Source organism: Streptomyces sp. NPDC005533 (assembly GCF_042871845.1).
GTDB lineage: Bacteria > Actinomycetota > Actinomycetes > Streptomycetales > Streptomycetaceae > Streptomyces.
The window spans coordinates 48,750-66,587 of record NZ_JBIAJH010000036.1 but is presented as its reverse complement, the minus strand read 5'-3'; the positions used below and the strand labels follow the sequence as shown (position 1 = coordinate 66,587).

16 protein-coding genes are annotated in these 17,838 nt (G+C 72.4%); 6 read left to right on the top strand and 10 right to left on the bottom strand.

The annotated features are described in order from the left end of the window. Nucleotides 1-354 precede the first annotated feature (354 nt). Nucleotides 355-1,971 carry a sigma-70 family RNA polymerase sigma factor gene (locus ACFYP3_RS28805; protein WP_388838515.1) on the top strand — a complete coding sequence of 539 codons (1,617 nt, stop codon included), beginning with the start codon at nucleotides 355-357 and terminating at the stop codon, nucleotides 1,969-1,971. A 96-nt stretch (nucleotides 1,972-2,067) separates the two neighbouring features. On the opposite strand, the gene ACFYP3_RS28800 is transcribed toward ACFYP3_RS28805, so the two are convergent. From ACFYP3_RS28800 to ACFYP3_RS28790, 3 genes are all read right to left on the bottom strand, one after another. Then, nucleotides 2,068-2,928: an RNA polymerase sigma-70 factor gene (locus ACFYP3_RS28800; RefSeq protein WP_388838527.1), complete on the bottom strand. Its 861-nt coding sequence runs from the start codon at nucleotides 2,926-2,928 to the stop codon at nucleotides 2,068-2,070. Nucleotides 2,929-3,066: 138 nt separating this feature from the next. Further along, nucleotides 3,067-3,864, bottom strand: coding sequence for a class I SAM-dependent methyltransferase (locus ACFYP3_RS28795; protein ID WP_388838512.1), 798 nt, complete (start codon nucleotides 3,862-3,864; stop codon nucleotides 3,067-3,069). Nucleotides 3,865-3,871: 7 nt separating this feature from the next. After that, nucleotides 3,872-5,263: a glutamate decarboxylase gene (locus ACFYP3_RS28790; protein WP_388838509.1), complete on the bottom strand. Its 1,392-nt coding sequence runs from the start codon at nucleotides 5,261-5,263 to the stop codon at nucleotides 3,872-3,874. A gap of 287 nt (nucleotides 5,264-5,550) precedes the next feature. Here ACFYP3_RS28790 and ACFYP3_RS28785 point away from each other — a divergent pair, with 287 nt between their 5' ends. After that, entirely contained in the window at nucleotides 5,551-5,940 is a 390-nt protein-coding gene (locus ACFYP3_RS28785; RefSeq protein ID WP_388838507.1) for a tyrosinase cofactor, read from the top strand. Next, complete coding sequence (locus tag ACFYP3_RS28780) at nucleotides 5,937-6,782, top strand: tyrosinase family protein (RefSeq protein WP_388838504.1); 846 nt, start codon at nucleotides 5,937-5,939, stop codon at nucleotides 6,780-6,782. Before ACFYP3_RS28785 ends, ACFYP3_RS28780 begins: the two co-directional genes overlap by 4 nt. Here ACFYP3_RS28780 and ACFYP3_RS28775 read toward each other — a convergent pair. Next, nucleotides 6,740-7,441: a response regulator gene (locus ACFYP3_RS28775; protein WP_388838501.1), complete on the bottom strand. Its 702-nt coding sequence runs from the start codon at nucleotides 7,439-7,441 to the stop codon at nucleotides 6,740-6,742. The two genes, ACFYP3_RS28780 and ACFYP3_RS28775, sit on opposite strands and share 43 nt — an antisense overlap. Next, the gene (locus ACFYP3_RS28770; RefSeq protein WP_388838524.1) at nucleotides 7,438-9,045 is read right to left on the bottom strand and encodes an ATP-binding protein; all 1,608 of its coding nucleotides are present in this window, start codon (nucleotides 9,043-9,045) and stop codon (nucleotides 7,438-7,440) included. Before ACFYP3_RS28770 ends, ACFYP3_RS28775 begins: the two co-directional genes overlap by 4 nt. A gap of 156 nt (nucleotides 9,046-9,201) precedes the next feature. On the opposite strand from ACFYP3_RS28770, the gene ACFYP3_RS28765 reads away from it, so the two are divergent. Both ACFYP3_RS28765 and ACFYP3_RS28760 read left to right on the top strand, forming a co-directional pair. After that, a complete protein-coding gene (locus ACFYP3_RS28765) occupies nucleotides 9,202-10,608 on the top strand; it encodes a cation:dicarboxylate symporter family transporter (RefSeq protein WP_388838498.1) in 1,407 nt (468 codons plus the stop codon). Between the two features lie 269 nt (nucleotides 10,609-10,877). After that, on the top strand, nucleotides 10,878-12,653 hold the full coding sequence (locus ACFYP3_RS28760; protein ID WP_388838495.1) for a S8 family serine peptidase: 1,776 nt from the start codon (nucleotides 10,878-10,880) through the stop codon (nucleotides 12,651-12,653). 10 nt (nucleotides 12,654-12,663) lie between these two features. Here the strand turns inward: ACFYP3_RS28760 and ACFYP3_RS28755 are convergent, their stop codons facing one another. The 4 genes from ACFYP3_RS28755 to ACFYP3_RS28740 form a co-directional block, all read right to left on the bottom strand. Next, on the bottom strand, nucleotides 12,664-13,398 hold the full coding sequence (locus ACFYP3_RS28755; RefSeq protein WP_388838492.1) for an alpha/beta hydrolase family protein: 735 nt from the start codon (nucleotides 13,396-13,398) through the stop codon (nucleotides 12,664-12,666). 405 nt (nucleotides 13,399-13,803) lie between these two features. Next, the gene (locus tag ACFYP3_RS28750) at nucleotides 13,804-14,091 is read right to left on the bottom strand and encodes a hypothetical protein (protein WP_388838489.1); all 288 of its coding nucleotides are present in this window, start codon (nucleotides 14,089-14,091) and stop codon (nucleotides 13,804-13,806) included. Nucleotides 14,092-14,174: 83 nt separating this feature from the next. Then, a complete protein-coding gene (locus ACFYP3_RS28745) occupies nucleotides 14,175-14,843 on the bottom strand; it encodes a (2Fe-2S)-binding protein (RefSeq protein WP_388838487.1) in 669 nt (222 codons plus the stop codon). 54 nt (nucleotides 14,844-14,897) lie between these two features. Beyond that, on the bottom strand, nucleotides 14,898-15,698 hold the full coding sequence (locus ACFYP3_RS28740; RefSeq protein WP_388838484.1) for an alpha/beta fold hydrolase: 801 nt from the start codon (nucleotides 15,696-15,698) through the stop codon (nucleotides 14,898-14,900). A 140-nt stretch (nucleotides 15,699-15,838) separates the two neighbouring features. On the opposite strand from ACFYP3_RS28740, the gene ACFYP3_RS28735 reads away from it, so the two are divergent. Further along, nucleotides 15,839-16,525, top strand: coding sequence for a GNAT family N-acetyltransferase (locus ACFYP3_RS28735; RefSeq protein WP_388838482.1), 687 nt, complete (start codon nucleotides 15,839-15,841; stop codon nucleotides 16,523-16,525). Nucleotides 16,526-16,625: 100 nt separating this feature from the next. Here ACFYP3_RS28735 and ACFYP3_RS28730 read toward each other — a convergent pair whose 3' ends face one another. Next, nucleotides 16,626-17,654 (bottom strand): TolB family protein, encoded by a 1,029-nt coding sequence (locus ACFYP3_RS28730; protein WP_388838479.1) that lies wholly within the window; start codon nucleotides 17,652-17,654, stop codon nucleotides 16,626-16,628. Between the last annotated feature and the right edge of the window lie 184 nt (nucleotides 17,655-17,838).

Sequence of the window (17,838 nt, the reverse complement as noted above, 5' to 3'; positions counted from 1 at the left end):
AGCACCCACGACCCCTCGCCTGGACGAAAACAGCCGACGAAATCCTCGACAAGGTCGCCGCCTACTGCCACCGAATCTCTGACTCAGGTCACTAGCCGACAACCGAACTGCGCGCCGCCCTCAGCCGACCGGGCCGGGGGCGGCGCCGCGTCACGTCGGGCCACGGCCCCGGCGCCGCCTTCCGCCGGGGTCCGTGCTTCCATGTTTCCGCGTTCGTTCGCCCGCACGGCCCGCTCCGGAGGCCGCGGAGACGACTTCCCGAAAAACTTTCTGCATAAGTGTTATCGGGGCCACCGTCGACGGTCTCCCATGTATCGGGCATCATCGACCGCCGGTACGGACAGGGAACAACACATGAGTACTCAGCACACGGCAGCGCTGGTGGCAGCGGCCCGCGCGGGCGACGCCCGCGCGCAGGACGAGCTCGTCAGCGCCCATCTCCCGCTCGTCTACAACATCGTCGGTCGGGCCCTCAACGGCTCGTGCGACGTGGACGACGTGGTGCAGGACACGATGCTGCGGGCGCTCGACGGGCTCGGCGCCCTGCGCGCGGACGAGAGCTTCCGGTCCTGGCTGGTGGCGATCGCGATGAACCGGGTACGGGCGCACTGGCAGGCCGGTCAGAGCGGCTTCGGCGAGAGCACCCTGGAGGCCGCCTACGACGTCGCCGACCCGGGGGCCGACTTCGTCGACCTGACCGTCGTACGCCTCAACCTGGCGGGCCAGCGGCGGGAGACCGCGCGGGCGACGCGCTGGCTGGAGCCGGAGGACCGCGCGCTGCTGTCGCTGTGGTGGCTGGAGTGCGCCGGCGAGCTGACGCGGGCCGAGGTGGCTTCGGCGCTGGAGCTGTCCCCGCAGCACACGGCGGTCCGCGTCCAGCGGATGAAGGCCCAGCTGGAGTCGGCACGGGTGGTGGTGCGTGCGCTGGAGGCCAATCCGCCGTGCGAGGAACTGCGGGCGGTGAAGGCGGGTTGGGACGGCCGGCCTTCGGCGCTGTGGCGCAAGCGAATAGCCCGGCACGCGCGTGAGTGCGTACGGTGCTCCGGTCTGTGGAGCGGACTGGTTCCGGCCGAGGGACTGCTGGCGGGACTGGCCCTCGTACCGGTCTCGGCGGCCCTGCTGGCAGGGGTACGCACCGCCGGGGCGGCAGGCTTCGCCCCCGAGACCGCTGCCTTCGCCGACGGCGGCGAGGGGGGCTTCGCGGACACGGCGACGCAGCTCACCGCGGTCGACAGTGCGGGTGGCGGCCGGGGCGCGCTGCGCAAGCGCCGGCGCAGCGGGCGCCGCCGGGTGATCGGCGGTGCGGTACTCGCCGCCTGTGTCGCGGGCGGCGGGCTGGTGTACCTCGGCGCATTCACCGGCCCCGGCCATCCTAAGGACGGCGGCGCCACGCCGGCCGCCCCGCTGGCGCTCTCGGCGACCGAGTCCGCGCTGCCCTCGGAGTCGGCCTCCCCGTCGCCGTCGACTTCCCCTTCGCCCTCCCCGTCGGCCTCGGCCCCGCCCAGTCCGTCCGCGAGCCCGAGTCCGACGCAGAGCCGCAGCACCTCGCCGAGCCCGCGCCCTTCGGCGCCCAAGCCGGCGCCGGCCCCGCCGGGCATGGCCGGGCAGGTGCTGGCCCTGGTGAACACCGAGCGGGCGGCCGCGGGCTGCGGCCCCCTCAAGGAGGACCCGCAGCTGCGGGCGGCGGCTCAGGGACACTCCGACGACATGGCGGCGCGGGACTTCTTCTCGCACACCAACCCCGACGGCGCGGACCCGGGGCAGCGGACCACCTCGGCCGGCTACCGCTGGTCGACCTACGGCGAGAACATCGCCAAGGGCCAGCAGACCGCGCAGTCGGTCATGGACTCCTGGATGAAGAGCCCGGGCCACCGGGCGAACATCCTCAACTGCTCGTTCAAGGACCTCGGCGTGGGCGTCCACCAGGGTGCCGGCGGCCCTTGGTGGACGCAGAACTTCGGCGCCCGCTGACGTCCCGGTCACGGTCGGCCCCACACCCCGTGGCAGGTCCACTCACGGACCGACAGGGGCGCGGAGCCGGCCTTGACACCCGAGCCGCGCCTTCGTTCAGGGGCGCGGCTGGATGCCGCGCAGTTTTTCCGGGTTGACGATGGTGCGCAGCGCGGTGATCCGGCCGTCGGCGACCTCGAGGGTCATCGCGCCGACGTTCACGCCGTCGAGGACGAGCAGGAGGCCGGGCTCGCCGTTGATCTCGGCGACGTGCAACTCCCCCTTGGCTGCCTGGGGTTTGGCCAGGACGCCGAGCCACCAGCGGGCGACGTGGTCGGCGCCGTGCAGCGGGCGGCGCGCGGCGGTGACGACTCCGCCACCGTCCGCCCAGCTGACGACGTCGGGGGCGAGGAGTTCGAGGACCTCGGCCAGGTCCCCGCCCGCGCAGGCCGCGCGGAACTTCTCGGCGATCTCCCGCCGGTCGGCCGCGCCCGCGGTGAAGCGGGGGCGGCGGGCCTGGACGTGTTCGCGGGCGCGGTGCGCGCACTGGCGGACGTTCGCCTCGGACTTTCCGACGACCTGCGCGATCTCGGCGTAGGGGTAGCCGAACACCTCGCGGAGCATGAACACCGCGCGCTCGGTCGGGGTCAGGGTCTCCAGGACGACCAGGACCGCCATGGAGACGGTGTCGGTCAATTCGGCCTCCTCGGCGATGTCGGGTGAGGTGAGGAGGGGTTCGGGGAGCCAGGGCCCGACGTACGCCTCGCGGACGGCCTGGGCGGACTTCAGCCGGTTCAGGCTCAGGTTGGTGACGGTGCGCACCAGGTAGGCCCGGGGATGCTCGACGGCCGTCTGGTCGGTGCGGTTCCAGGCGAGCCAGGCGTCCTGCACGATGTCCTCGGCGTCGGCGACGCTGCCCAGCATGCGGTACGCGGCGGCGAACAGCAGCCGCCGGTGCTCCTCGAAGTGATCATTCATGATCGACACCGTGGCACCGGCCTCCTGCTCGATCAAGTGGGGTCCACCTGCCGGCGGGGCCGCCCGTTTCGTCTCGTTCATGTCCGGGGGACAAACGGCCGGCGCCGGACGTGACACCCGTGCGGGGTGATCCGCGTCTCACGGCCGCCGGCCCCGGACCGCCCAGGCGCGGGCGGTGAGGGCGACCGAGCCGTCCGGGCCGGTGGGGAGGGTCGTGGCGAGCCGGGTGCGCAGCCGGTCCCGGGCGGCGGGGGCGAGGGTGGCGACGTAGCCGGGAGCGGGTCCCTGGCCGGACAGGAAGGGCTCCCACAGCTCCGCGAAACCGTTGAAGACGGTGGGTACCTCGATGGGGGCGACGCTCACGTCGAGGAGTCCCGCCCCGGTCCAGAGCGCGTGCAGCGGACCCGGGCGGCACAGCGGGAACCGCCGGCCCTCGTCCCGGGTGGCGGCGGCCGGATCGACCGAGGCGGCCGCGTCCCAGAAGTGGCGCAGCAGGCCCATGCCCTCGGCGTAGTCCCACACGTACGCCGCGACCAGTCCGCCCGGGCGGACGACCCGGGCGGCTTCGGCCACCGCGGGCCCGGGTGGTTCCAGGAAGTTGAGGGCGAGCCCGCTGACGGCGGCGTCGAACACCGCGTCGTGGAACGGCAGCGCCGACGCGTCGGCCACGGCGAAGCCGGCCGGCGCGGGTACGGCGGCCCGGGCCGCGCGGAGGAATCCGCGGGACCGGTCCACTCCCACGACGGCGCGCGGCCGGCACCGGGCCGCCACCGCCCCGGTCAGCGCTCCGGTGCCGCAGCCGACGTCCAGCCACCGCAGACCGTTCCGGCCGCCGAGGCCTGCCACGAACACCTCGGCGACCTGACGGCTCCACCGCCCCATGTACCGCTCGTAGGCGTGCCCCCGCGCCCACACGTCGGGCGGCCGCTGCGCCATGGGGCGGCTAGTGGTGGAACCCGGAACGCGGCGCCTCCGTGGGTACGGGCGGGGGTGAGGCCGTCAGGTGCTCCACGGACCGGCGCATGTCTGCGGCGAGCAGGGCGATCTGGTCCCGGGTCACGCCGTGTCGGATGAGGACGCGCTGGATGACCGTTTCCTCCCGGTCGGCGGGCAGCGGGTACGAGGGCACCTGCCAGCCCCTCATGCGCAGCCGGTCCGAGAGGTCGTAGAGGGTGAAGCCGGCCGCTTGCGGGTCGGTGAGCTTGTACGAGACGGCCGGCAGGCCGCCCTCGCCGTCGTAGAGGAGGGTGAAGGGGCCCATCGCGGCGATCTCCCCGGCCAGGTACCGGGCGGTCTGGGCGCAGGCGTTCTGGACGCGCCGGTAGCCGCCCCGGCCCAGGCGCAGGAAGAGGTAGTACTGGGCGATGATCTCGCCGCCGGGGCGGGAGAAGTTCAGGGCGAAGGTCGGCATGTCGCCGCCCAGGTAGTCCACGTCGAAGACGAGGTCCGCGGGCAGCAGGTCGGCGGTGCGCCAGACGATCCAGCCGACGCCGAGGGGCGCGAGCCCGTACTTGTGGCCGGAGGTGTTCACGGAGGCGACGCGCGGCAGCCGGAAGTCCCACACCACGTCGGGGTGGAGGAAGGGTGCGACGAAGCCGCCGCTGGCGCCGTCCACGTGGATGGGGACGTCCCAGCCGCTCTCGGCCTGGATGCGGTCGAGTTCGGCGGCGATCTCGGCGACGGGCTCGTAGACGCAGGTGTAGGTGACGCCCAGGATGGCGACGACGCCGATGGTGTTCTCGTCGACGTACGCGGCGAGCTGATGGGGCAGCAGGCCGTTCGCGCCGGCCTCCAGGGGGACCTGGCGCAGCTCGACGTCGAAGTAGCGGGCGAACTTCTCCCAGCAGACCTGGACGGGGCCGCACACGAGGTTCGGACGGTCCGTGGGGAGGCCCGCGGCGCGGCGGCGTTCGCGCCAGCGCCATTTGAGGGCGAGGCCGCCGAGCATGGCGGCCTCGCTGGAGCCGGTGGTGGAGCAGCCGGCGGCGGTGGCGCCGGCGGGGGCGTTCCACAGGTCGGCCAGGATGTTGACGCAGCGGGACTCGATCTCGGCGGTCTGCGGGTACTCGTCCTTGTCGATCATGTTCTTGTCGAGGCAGTCGTTCATCAGGCGGTGCACCCCCTCGTCCGACCAGGTGGTGCAGAACGTGGCGAGGTTCTGGGCGGCGTTGCCGTCCAGGAGGAGTTCGTTGCGGAGCAGTTCGTAGACGACCTCGGTGGGCGAGTGTTCCTCGGGCATCCGGTACTTGGGGAGGACCTCGCCGCTCAGCGCGGACGCGAACACGTCCGTATCGGCGTCAAGGGCGCGCGCGTCCTTCGTCTCATGAAGAGCCATATCGGGACTATAGGGGACAGAGTCGCTCAATTCGGGATGGGATCGAGGCGACGCGAGGGGTGGATGACGCTCTGCTTCCGGCCGACCCTGCGGTGTGACCTTCCACATACGGGCCCCGGCAGTCCGAAGAAATTACTGCCCAGTAGACTCGCTCCCGAAGATCTTCCCGTTCGGACCCCAGGAGCCGGTCAGGACGGGAAGATCACCCAACTTGTTCTACCCGCAACATATCCGCCGATGTCCGGATAGCGGTCCGTCGTTCGCCCGGCCCTGATACCTCTCTGGCCATGAACAAGATCACCCGCCGTCAGGCCTTGGGTACAACTGCCGGTGCACTCACCGTGCTTGGCCTGACCGCCGCAGCCGCGAGCGTCGCCACAACCGCCGCCGCGACCCCCACCGCGTCCACACCCCCGGGCACGGTCGACGAGGTCTACAAGGGCCGCCGCATCCAGATCACCCCGGGCGAGGGCGGCCACCACGGCGGCCACCACTCCCCCGGCCAGCCCACCGTACGAATAGACGGACGCGAACTGCACGTCATGCGCAACGCGGACGGAACCTGGATCAGCGTGATCAACCACTACGAGACGTTCTTCGACCCGACCCTGCTCGCCCGCGCCGCCGTGCGCGACCTCCAGGGCGCCGCCCTCGCCCCCTTCGGAGGTGCGGCATGACCGTCCGCAAGAACCAGGCCACGCTGACCCCCGACGAGAAGCGCGCCTTCACCTCGGCCCTGCTGGAGCTCAAGCGCACCGGCAGCTACGACCGCTTCGTCACCACCCACAACGGCTTCATCATGAACGACACCGACTCGGGCGACCGGGTCGGCCACCGCTCCCCCTCGTTCCTGCCCTGGCACCGCCGGTTCCTGCTGGAGTTCGAGGCGGCGCTGCAGAAAGTGGACGCGAACGTCTCACTTCCCTACTGGGACTGGACCGTGGACCGCACCTCCCGCTCCTCGCTCTGGGCCCCCGACTTCCTCGGCGGCACCGGACGGGCCCGCGACGGACAGGTCCTCGACGGCCCCTTCGCCTACTCCACGGGCAAGTGGAACGTGAACGTACGGGTGGACGGGCGCGCCTACCTGCGCCGCACGCTCGGCGAGGGCGTCGCCCAGCTGCCGACCAAGGCCGAGGTGGACGCCGTGCTCGCCATGCCGGTGTACGACGCGGCCCCGTGGAACAGCTCGTCGAGCGGCTTCCGCAACCACCTCGAAGGCTGGCGCGGCGCCAACCTGCACAACCGTGTGCACGTGTGGGTCGGCGGCCAGATGTCCACCGGGGTCTCCCCGAACGACCCGGTGTTCTGGATGCACCACGCCTACATCGACAAGCTGTGGGCCGACTGGCAGGCGCGCCACCCGCAGTCCACCTACCTGCCGGCCGCCGGCACGGCGAACGTCGTGGACCTGAACGACACGATGCGGCCGTGGAACGACGTGACCCCGGCCGACATGCTGGACCACCGGAAGTTCTACACCTTCGACACCGAACCGGCCGCCGCCAGCCAGCGGTAGTGCAGTTCGGGGCGGCCGACCTGGCCGTACCGGGGGGTGCGGTCCGCGCGGCCGGTGTCCACCAGGTGCTCCAGGTAGCGGCGTGCGGTGATCCGGGAGATCCCGGCCGCCTCGGCCGCCCCCGCCGCGGTCAGTCCCTCGGACGCCGACCGCAGCAGCGCGGCGACCCGGTCCAGGGTCGGCGCGCTCAGCCCCTTGGGCAGCTCGGCCGGGCGGGGTGCGCGCAGGGCGGCCATCGCCCGGTCCACGTCGTCCTGGCCGGCGGCCTCTCCCGCGGTCGCGCGGAACTCGGCGTAGCGCAGGAGCCGTTCGCGCAGCGTGGGGAAGGCGAACGGCTTCAGCACGTACTGGACCACACCGAGGGAGACGCTCTCGCGCACCACGGCCAGGTCCCGTGCGGAAGTCACCACGATCACGTCGACGGGATGTCCGGCGGCGCGCAGCCCGCGTGCGTAGCGCAGACCGTGCCCGTCGGGCAGACCGAGGTCGAGCAGCAGCAGGTCGACGCGGGTCCGCTCCAGGACCCGGGTGGCCTCGGCCAGGGAATGGACGGCTCCCACGGCGCTGAAGCCGGGCACCCGGCTCACGTAGAGCGCGTGCGCGTCGGCGGCGACCGGGTCGTCCTCGACCACCAGGACGCGTACGTCGCCCGCGCTCACCGCGGGCTCCCTGCGGCCGGATCCGCCGCGGCGCCCCGCGGGGCCACGGCCTGATCGGGCTCCGCCCCCTGCGGGGCCGGCAGCCGGACGGTGAACTCCGCTCCGCCGCCCGGGCCCTGCGCGGCGGTCACCGTGCCGCCGTAGCGCTGGGCCACCTGCTGGACCAGGGCGAGACCGAGGCCGCGCCCCTCGCCCTTGCCGGACCAGCCCCGGCGGAAGACGTCCACTCCCTCGGGCAGTCCGGGTCCGTTGTCCGCGACCCGCAGCAGCAGCTCGTCCCGTTCCGGCCGCAACGTCACCGCGATCCGCGCGCCCGCCACGGCGGTCACGGCGTCGACCGCGTTGTCGATGAGGTTGCCCAGCACGGTGACCAGGTCGCGGGCCGGCGGCAGGCCGCCCCCGTCGGCGAGGCTGCGGCTGTCCGCGGTGACGACCAGCTCCACGCCCCGCTCGTGCGCCTGCGCGGCCTTGCCCAGCAGCAGTGCCACCAGCACCGGCTCCCCGACCGCGGTGACCACCTCGTCGGTGAGGGCCTGGGCCAGTTCCAGTTCGGCGGTGGCGAAGTCGACCGCCTCGTCCGCGCGGCCGAGTTCGATGAGGGAGACCACGGTGTGCAGCCGGTTGGCCGCCTCGTGGGCCTGCGAGCGCAGGGCCTGGGTGAAACCCCGCTCGTGGTCCAGCTCGCCGGTCAGCGCCTGCAGTTCCGTGTGGTCGCGCAAGGTGACCACGGTGCCCCGGCGACCGCCGCCCGCCACCGGAGAGCTGTTGACGACCAGCACCCGGTCCGCGGTCAGGTGTACCTCGTCCACCCGGGGCCGGTCGGCGAGCAGGGCTCCGGTGAGCGGGGCCGGCAGACCGAGGTCGGCGACCCCGGTGCCGGTGATCTCGCCACCGGGCAGGCCGAGCAGCTCCCGCCCCGCGTCGTTGATCAGGGTGATCCTGCGCTGCCCGTCGAGCATCAGCAGCCCCTCGCGGACCCCGTGCAGGGCCGCCTGGTGGTAGTCGTACATCCGACTGAGCTCGGCCGCGTTCATGCCATGAGTGTGGCGGCGCAGCCGGGCGTTGACGACGTACGTGCCGACCCCGCCGAGGGCGAGGGCGCCGGCCGCGACCCAGGCGAGGGCGGAGAGCTGCGCGCCGAGCCGGTCGCTGATCGCGCGGACCGTGATGCCGGCGCTCACCATGCCGACGATCCGGCCGTCGTCCTCCAGCGGGGTGACGACGCGGATGGAGGGGCCGAGGGTGCCCGCGTAGGTCTCGCTGAAGGTCTGGCCGCGCAGCGCGGGAGCGGTGTTGCCCATGAAGGGCTCGCCGATCCGGCGCGGGTCGGGGTGGGTCCAGCGCCGCCCGTCGGGAGCCATGATCGTCACGAAGTCCACCCCGGAGTCCGCGCGGACCTTCTGGGCGTAGGGCTGGAGCTCCACTGACGGATCGCTCCCGCCGGCCGCCGCCCGTACGGCCTCGCGTACGGAGGGTGAGTCGGCGACCGCGCGGGCCACCGCGCCGGCCTGCCGCCGGGCGGCGTCCTCGGCCTGGCCGCGGGCGGTGGCGTACGCGTAGACGGCGCAGCCCACGACGACCAGCGCGACCAGCAGGACCTGCATGGCGAAGAGCTGGCCGGCGAGGCTGCGCGGGGGTCGGGGGAAGCGGAACATGGCGCTCAGTGTGCACCGGGTCGTGAACTCAATGAACGCAAGGGTGACCGGGGTCACAGCCCTGGGCGATGGTCTCCCGGAACGCAATCACCACCGGGAGGCATCGTGGCCGCCAGACGCGACAGAACGCACTATCTCTACATCGCGGTGATCGGCGCGGTGCTGCTCGGCATCGCCGTCGGCTTCGCCGCACCCGGCGTGGCCGTGGAGCTCAAGCCCCTGGGCACCGGTTTCGTCAACCTCATCAAGATGATGATCTCCCCCGTGATCTTCTGCACGATCGTGCTGGGCATCGGGTCCGTCCGCAAGGCCGCCAAGGTGGGCGCCGTGGGCGGTCTCGCCCTCGGTTACTTCATGGTCATGTCCACGGTGGCGCTGGCCATCGGCCTGCTGGTGGGCAACCTGCTGGAGCCGGGCAGCGGGCTGCACCTGACCGAGGCGGCGCGCAGCGCGGGCGAGGCGCAGGCCAAGGCGGGCGGGGCGGAGAGCACGCCGGAGTTCCTGCTCGGGATCATCCCGACCACGCTGGTGTCCGCCTTCACCGGGGGCGAGGTGCTCCAGACGCTGCTGGTGGCGCTGCTCTGCGGGTTCGCCCTGCAGGCGATGGGCGCGGCGGGAGAGCCGGTGCTGCGCGGCATCGGACACGTCCAGAAGCTGGTGTTCCGGATCCTTGCGATGATCATGTGGGCGGCCCCGGTGGGCGCCTTCGGGGCGATCGCGGCCGTGGTCGGAGCCACCGGCATCGACGCGCTGAAGTCCCTCGCCGTCATCATGATCGGCTTCTACACGACCTGCCTGCTGTTCGTGTTCGTGGTCCTGGGCACCCTACTGCGGGTGTGTACGGGGGTCAGTGTCTTCGCGCTGCTGCGCTATCTGGGCCGGGAGTTCCTGCTGATCCTCTCGACCTCCTCGTCGGAGTCGGCGCTGCCGCGGCTGATCGCGAAGATGGAGCACCTGGGGGTGTCGCGGCCGGTCACCGGCATCACCGTGCCGACCGGGTACTCCTTCAACCTGGACGGGACCGCGATCTACCTGACGATGTCCTCGCTGTTCGTGGCCGAGGCGATGGGGAAGCCGCTCGCCCTGGGCGAGCAGATCTCGCTGCTGCTGTTCATGATCATCGCTTCGAAGGGCGCGGCCGGGGTGACCGGCGCGGGCCTGGCCACCCTCGCCGGCGGACTCCAGTCGCACCGGCCGGAACTGGTCGACGGCGTCGGCCTGATCGTGGGCATCGACCGGTTCATGAGCGAGGCCCGGGCCCTGACCAACTTCGCGGGCAACGCGGTCGCGACGGTGCTCATCGGGACGTGGACGAAGGAGTTCGACCACGCGCGGGCCGCCGAAGTCCTCGCGGGCAGGCTGCCGTTCGACGAGACCACACTGGTCGACGACGGGCACGGGGCGGAACCGGCCGGAACGGAACCCGCCGGAACGGAACCGGCCGGGACGGACAAGGCACCGGCGGCCATGCCGGCTCCGTCGCACGGCCCCAAGGACGGCGTACCGGTCTAGCCGGTCCGCCCGCACGGGCGGGCCGGCCGGGCAGGGCTCGCCCCCACGGTGCCCAGCCCGGCCGGCCCGCCGCATTCTCCGCACTTGCACCCATAGTCGGAATTCGGCCACCGATAAACGAACCCCGGTGCTGCAAAAGGTACTTCCGTAACCGGCCGCGTGCATGACATCTTGCGTCCACCACTTGTTTCGTACGACCCGGCATGACCACCGGGTCTTCGGAGGACGCATTGATACCCCACATATCCAGCCGACCTCGACGTACCCTCGTGCTGGCCGCCACGCTCGGCGCGGCACTCGCGTTCGGGGCACCCGCCGCGCTCGCCGGCACCGCCCCCGTCTCTCCGTCCGGCTCCCCCGCCTCCGCCCCCGCGGCGGCGGCACCCAAGGCCGCGGCCCCGACTTCCCAGAGTGCGACCTGGGTTGCCGGCACCCGCGCCTACCTCGTCATCACCGCCCCCGGTGACACCACCGCGGTGCGGAACGCCGTCACCGCCAACGGCGGCACGGTGTTCCAGTACTACGACGCGATCGGCGTGATCGTCGCCCACTCCGCGTCCGGCACCTTCGCCACCACCATGCGCGGTGTCAGCGGCGTCCAGCAGGTCGGCGCCACCCGCACCTCGGACGTCCCCGCGGACGCCTACAACCCGGCGCTGCCCGCCAACCCGGCGCAGGCCACGACGCCTGCAGGCGAGCCGGTCCGCGCCGACATGACGCAGATCAAGGCCGACCAGGCCTGGGCCGTCACCACCGGCTCCGCCTCCGTCAAGGTCGGCATCCTGGACACCGGTGTGGACGACCAGCACCAGGACCTGGCGCCGAACTTCAACGCGGCGGACTCCGCGTCCTGCGCGTACGGCAAGCCGGACACCCGCACGGGCGCCTGGCGGGACGTCGGCACCCACGGCACGCACGTGGCCGGTACGGTGGCGGCCGCCAAGAACGGCAAGGGCGTCATCGGCGTGGCCCCGGGCGTGAAGATCTCCTCGGTGCGCATCGCCGAGCCCGGCTCCTCGCTCTTCTTCGCCGAGAACACGGTCTGCGGCTTCATGTGGGCCGGTGACCACGGCTTCAAGGTCACCAACAACAGCTACTACACGGACCCGTGGCAGTTCAACTGCCCGGACAACGCCGACCAGGCCGCGATCATCGAGGGCGTCAAGCGCGCCCAGGAGTACGCCGAGGGCAAGGGCTCGCTGCAGGTCGCGGCGGCCGGCAACTCCAACATCGACCTGGCCAACAAGACGACCGACACCGAGTCCCCGAACGACTCCACCCCGGTCACCCGCACCATCACCAACGCCTGCCTGGACATCCCGACCGAGCTCCCGGGCGTGGTCACGGTCTCGGCGATGGGCACCACCGCGAAGGCCTCGTACTCCAACTACGGCCTGAACGTCGTCGACGTCACCGCCCCCGGCGGCGACACCGTCGGCATCTACAGCACCCAGCCGGGCGGCAAGTACGGCACGATGAGCGGTACGTCGATGGCGTCCCCGCACGTCACCGGTGTGGCGGCCCTGCTGGCCAGCACCAACCCGGGCATCACCCCGGCGCAGCTGCGCGACAAGCTGGCCACCCAGGCCAACGACGTCGCCTGCCCGTCGGACAGCCGCTGCAAGGGCACCACGGCGAAGAACGGTTTCTTCGGCGAGGGCCAGGTCGACGCCCTCAAGGCGGTCGGCTCCACCCCGCCTCCCGGTAAGTACTTCGAGAACACCGGTGACTTCGCCATCGGCGACAACACCACCGTGGAGAGCCCGATCACCGTCAGCGGGGTGACCGGCAACGCCCCGGCCACCCTCAAGGTGGGCGTGAACATCGTGCACACCTACATCGGTGACCTCAAGGTCGACCTGATCGCCCCGGACGGCACCGTCTACACGGTCCACAACCGGGCCGGCGGCAGCACCGACAACATCAACCAGGTCTTCACCGTCAACGCCTCGTCCGAGGTCGCCAACGGCACCTGGAAGCTCCGCGTGAACGACAACGCCGGCGGCGACACCGGCAGGATCGACTCCTGGAACCTGACCTTCTGAGAGGGCGGTCCTAGGACCTGAGCACGTCCGCGAGCCAGTCGAAGACGACCTCGCAGTGCTGTTGGGGGGCCATCGGGGAGCAGTGCAACTGCGCCCCGGTGGCCTCCTTCATCTTCACGTACTCCTTGCGGGAGGTCAGCAGGTCGTACATCTGCTGCGGCTGACCCGGGTAGAAGGTCTCGAAGTCGTAGTCGAGGACGAGCACCGGTGCCTTGATCCGCGGTACGAGCTTGGTGACGTCGAGGCCGATGGCCACCTGCGCCGGGGTCCAGACGTCGGTGAGGACCTTCCCGGCGCGGGCCTGGAGCAGGGCCTGACGGTCGAAGATCTCGAAGCGCTTCTTGACCGTGAAGGCCAGCTGCGGGGTCAGCTCCGGGACCACGTCCTCGTTCCAGATCCGGTTGGTCTCCTCCTTGTCGGGCGTGACGATGTCGCGCAGCCCCTTGTCGAAGCCCAGCCACGGGCTGACGCAGCCCGGCTGGCAGACGACGGCCGCGAGCCGGTGCTCGAAGGCGGCGGCGCGGGCCACGAGGTTGCCGCCCATGCTGAGGCCGGTGAGCGCGATCCGTGCGCTGTCCACGTCCTTGCGCGCGTCCAGCCAGTCGACGATCGGGCGGACGACCTCCTCCCACTTGGTGGTGAAGGGCATCTCCTCCACGAAGAGCAGCTGGCCCTGGCCGGGGCCGTCGTAGACGAGGGCGTTCCAGCCGCGGTCGAGGGCCGCGGACACCCCGTAGGTCCACATGTCGAGGTTCTGCCCGTCGCTGCCGTTGGTGAGGATGACGGTCGGACGGGCGGTCTCGGGGCCCGCGGGTCGGAAGAACCAGAGCGGCAGGCGGGTGCGGCCGAACGGGACCTCCGCGCGGACGGCGGCCGGGCTGCAGAGCCCGGCGAAGGTGTCCCATGCCGTGCGTCCGGCCCGGTAGAGCGCTTCCTCGTCCCCGGGGTGGTCGGTGCCGAGGACGTAGAACAGCGCCTGCGCGTAGTACTGGGCGGCGCGCAGGGAGCGGAAGCGCCGGGTCTGCGAGGGAGCCTCGTGGCCGCCACGGCCGGCGGTGGGCGGCGCGGCGAGCTTGTCGCCCCAGGAGCGGAAGGTGTCGCTGAAGCTCTGCTCCGACAGCCCGGCGGCGTTGATCGCGTTTGACGGCGGTCAGTACCTCGCCGACCTCGGAGGCATGCATTCCGGCCCCGCCGAGGGCCAACAGAGCGGCGAAGTTGAAACCGGGTCGGCGAAGAGCTTCATCGCCCCCGGCGCGGGGTCCGCGTCCGCGGCCGGCTCGGCCGAGGCAGACGGGTCGCCCGAGGCGGACGGCCCGGGTGCGGCGGCGGCCGCCGGGGCGCCGCCGCCCAGGGCGAGGGAGCCCGCACCGGCGGCGAGTCCGGTGAGCGCGGCGCGGCGGGAGAGCTCGGACGGCTGGTGCGGCGAAGGAGCGGTCATGCTGCGGACCGTAGGAGCAGACCCGGTGGCGCCGCAGCCAGCCACACCCGGCGCTCATCCGAACGGCCGCGCGGCCGGGCCGGCTACCGGGTCCGCAGCACGCAGTCCCCGCAGAGCCCGCCGCCGGGCACCCGGTAGTACAGGCAGCAGCTGCGCCGTACGAAGGCCACCCCGAGGCCCTCCTCGTGGAGGAAGGCGCCGGTCCCCGCCAGTGCGCCGCCCTCGGCCAGCAGGGCGCCCGCCAGCGCCACGGCCGGGCCGCCCGGCACCCGGTCGATGAGCACCCGCAGCGCCCCGACCAGCCCGGACGCCGCGTTCCCCCGCAGGACCTTCGGCGAGACACCGAAGCGCTCACGCAGGCCCGCGTCGAGCACGGCCAGGTTCCCCAGGACGCTCTCGCCGAGCGTCTCGGCCGGCCGGTCCGCGGGCTCGGGCAGCCACAGCTCCAGCGAGCCCGCGTCCGGCAGCCGCCACCACACCCGGTCGGCGGCCAGGTCGGGCACCCGCCCGGCCAGCGCCGCGCAGCCCAGCCCCAGCGACCACAGCCGGGAGGCGATCCCCAGCTGGGCCGTCGAGGCGGCCACCCGCCCGGGGCCGCTGCCGAGCCGCCGGCCCACCTCGGCCACGTAGGGCCCCAGCCGCTCCCCGTACAGCGCCGTCAGCGGCCGGAAGCCGGGCCCGGGCGGCTCCGTCCCGTACGGGACGGTGAAGAAGGGCCCCACGGCGGCCAGTCGCCGCAGTACGTCGTCCATGCCCGCCATGATCTCAGGCGGGGCCCGCGGGCCCCACGGCCGGGCGCGGCCGGCTCAGAGCCCTGCGAGGAACTCCAGCAGCACCCGGTTGAAGGCCTCCGGCTGCTCCACGCCGGGCAGGTGACCGGCTCCCTCGATGACGGCGAGCACCGCGTTCGGCAGCAGCACGTGCAGCGCCTCGGCCTCGGTGACCGGGGTGTAGACGTCGTCCGCGCCGACCAGCACCAGGCAGGGCTCGGCGGTCTCGGCGAGCACGGGCCGGTAGTCGGGGCGCTCGGCGCGTCCGCGCAGGGCGGCGGCCGCTCCCTGCGGGTCGGTCGTGCACATCATGGCGCTCACTCGTGCGGCTGCCTCGGGCATGCCGGTCACGTTGTAGGGCGCCAGCATCTTGTCCATGACCTCCTCGGCGTACGGCCGCATGCCCTCCGCGATCAGCCGTTCGGCCGTCTCCCGGCGCAGCTTCGCGCCCTCGTCGGTCTCCGGGACGGGCGAGGTGTCGGAGAGCACGAGGGCCCGTACCAGACCCGGGTGGCGCAGTCGGAGCTCCATCGCGATCTGACCGCCCATGGACACACCACCGACGACCACCTGTTCGATGCCCAGGCGGGCGAGGAGGGAGGCGAGATCATCGGCGAGATCGGCGAGCAGGGCCTTGCCCGGCACGACCGGGCTTTCCCCGTATCCCCGCAGGTCAGGGGCAATCACACGGTATCCGGCGGCCGTGAGCGCGGCCGTCTGGGGGGCCCACATCGTGCGGTCGAAGGGATGTCCGTGGATCAGGATTACGGGCGCTCCGGCGCGGGGACCCAAGTCCTCGAAAACCAGCGTCACACCATTGCCAAATTGGGGGTTCATGAGAGGACATTAAGGGGCTACATTGAGCCACTCGCGTTCACCTGACAGCCGGTTGCCTTTCACTCGTGTTTTGCACGGGGGGCGACGTCATGGACGCAGACTGTGCAACCACCCCACCGCCCAGAAGGACCGAAGGCTCCGTGCCCGTACCCGTACACCTCGCGGGCCGCACCGTGCGGCTCGAGCCCCTCGCCCCCCGCCACACCGAGGCTCTGGCCGTGGCCGGGGCCGAGGATCGTACGACTTACGCCTTCACCCCCGTACCCCATGGGGTGCAGGCGTCCCACGAGTACATCGACCGTGCCCTCGCCGATCAGGCGGCGGGTCGATCGCTCCCCTTCGCCATCGTCAGAGCCACTGACGGGCGTGTCGTCGGTTCGACCCGGTTCCTGGAACTCGACTACTGGCAGGGGCCCCTGGTGTGGCCCGCCGTGCCGGGCGTCCCGTTCGGGGATCCGGCGACGGCGATCCCCGATGCCGCCGAGATCGGCAACACCTGGCTGTCCCCCACCGCCCAGGGAACCGGCATCAACACCGAGGCGAAGCTGCTCATGCTCCGCCATGCCTTCGAGACCTGGGGTGTGAGGCGCATCTCGCTGCGCGCCGACGCGCGCAACGGCCGGTCGCGAGCCGCGATGGAACGTCTCGGCTTCACCTGCGAGGGGGTCCGCCGGGCCCATTCGCGGGGACTGGACGGCGCCGTCCGCAGTACCGCCTTCTACTCGATCCTCGACGAGGAGTGGCCGGCCGTGCGGTCGATCATCGAGCTGAGGCTGTCGGCCGGCGCGCAGCGCAAGCGGCGCCGCAAGACGCTCATCCCGGCCTAGCCGGAACAGACAAACGGAAAAACGGTCCTGCCCCCGCTCCGACCTGCCGACAGCCGGTCGTGAGGGGGGCCGGGCGTACCCGGCCCTCGCCGCGGCCTCCTCATCCGAGGAAGGCCGGGGCGAGGGCGGAGTCCATGAGCCGGGCGGGGGCCCCGCTCCCGTCCGCCGGTACGGAGTACAGGTCGGCGCCGAAGTCCCCGGGCAGGGCGTAGACGACGGTCCGGTCGTCGGTCCACACCACCTGGTCGTCCACACTGCGCTCCTCGGCGAGCGGGGTCTGCGCACCGGAGGCCAGGTCCATGGCGTACAGCCGCCAGGGAGCCTCGGCCGGCAGGCCCGGCACCCGCTTCTTGAACACCACCCGCGTCCCGTCGGGTGACAGCGACGGGCATTCGACGTTCTCGCGCAGGGTGGTCACCGTGCGCGCGTCCACGTCCCCGCGGACCAGGTGGGTCCGGCCCCCGGTCGCGAGCGTCGCGTAGAAGGTCCGCTCGTCGGCCGCGAAGGTGACTCCCCAGAAATTCACGTCGGCGCTGCGGTACGGCCTGCCGTCCTTGAGGATCGTGAAGTCCTCCAGCGAGGCGTCGAGCCTGCCCGTGCGCAGGTCGAGCACCGACGTCCGCGTCGAGAAGTCCGTGCCCGCGTAGGAGTCCCCGCCGACGAAGACGGTCCAGGCGACGAGGTGCCCGCCGGGCGAGACCCGGGCACGGGTCGGGACGCCGTTCAGCGGATGCGCCGACAGCTCCTTCAGGCGGGCGTCGAGGACCACGGCCTTGTAGCCGTCCTGGACCCCGCCCCGGTCCGCCCGGAGGCAGATCCCGGTGCCGCCGGCCGCATGGAAGCGCAGGCAGCTCACCCCGGACGCGGTGCGGTCCCCCTCGGGGGCGCCGGCCGGGACGGTGGCGAGCTCGTCGCGGTGCGGGCCCCAGGCCATGTTCCGGAACACGATCCGCCGGCCGCCCTCGCCCGGGGCCAGCGAGAGCGCGCCCGCCGAGAGCCGCGGTCCGCCCGCCCGGGCGTGGTCCTTCTCCTCGGCCCGGGAGGACGCCCGCAGGACGGCGAGCACGCCGACGGCGGCGAGCAGGAGCACGGCGGTCGCGAACAGCAGGATCCGGCGCTGGAAGGTCACGGAGCGGCTCCGGGCGGGGTGGGGGTCCGGGGGCTTGGGCGGGGGCACCATACCCAGCGGCCCCCGCATGAGCCAGGGTCGTACGGCGGCGGGTGGGAGAACTCCATGTGACGTGCGGGCAGCAGGCAATGACCTCCCCCAGGGCACCCCAAGAGAAGGAAAAATGCGGAACCCTGACATGCTT

Bases quoted from the DNA above. Each gene is read 5' to 3' on its own strand.
- ACFYP3_RS28750 (WP_388838489.1), bottom strand. From the start codon at position 14,091: ATGACCGCTCCTTCGCCGCACCAGCCGTCCGAGCTCTCCCGCCGCGCC.
- ACFYP3_RS28790 (WP_388838509.1), bottom strand. From the start codon at position 5,263: ATGGCTCTTCATGAGACGAAGGACGCGCGCGCCCTTGACGCCGATACG.
- ACFYP3_RS28745 (WP_388838487.1), bottom strand. From the start codon at position 14,843: ATGGACGACGTACTGCGGCGACTGGCCGCCGTGGGGCCCTTCTTCACC.
- ACFYP3_RS28740 (WP_388838484.1), bottom strand. From the start codon at position 15,698: ATGAACCCCCAATTTGGCAATGGTGTGACGCTGGTTTTCGAGGACTTG.
- ACFYP3_RS28800 (WP_388838527.1), bottom strand. From the start codon at position 2,928: ATGAATGATCACTTCGAGGAGCACCGGCGGCTGCTGTTCGCCGCCGCG.
- ACFYP3_RS28780 (WP_388838504.1), top strand. From the start codon at position 5,937: ATGACCGTCCGCAAGAACCAGGCCACGCTGACCCCCGACGAGAAGCGC.
- ACFYP3_RS28795 (WP_388838512.1), bottom strand. From the start codon at position 3,864: ATGGCGCAGCGGCCGCCCGACGTGTGGGCGCGGGGGCACGCCTACGAG.
- ACFYP3_RS28805 (WP_388838515.1), top strand. From the start codon at position 355: ATGAGTACTCAGCACACGGCAGCGCTGGTGGCAGCGGCCCGCGCGGGC.
- ACFYP3_RS28755 (WP_388838492.1), bottom strand. From the start codon at position 13,398: ATGTGGACCTACGGGGTGTCCGCGGCCCTCGACCGCGGCTGGAACGCC.
- ACFYP3_RS28785 (WP_388838507.1), top strand. From the start codon at position 5,551: ATGAACAAGATCACCCGCCGTCAGGCCTTGGGTACAACTGCCGGTGCA.
- ACFYP3_RS28770 (WP_388838524.1), bottom strand. From the start codon at position 9,045: ATGCAGGTCCTGCTGGTCGCGCTGGTCGTCGTGGGCTGCGCCGTCTAC.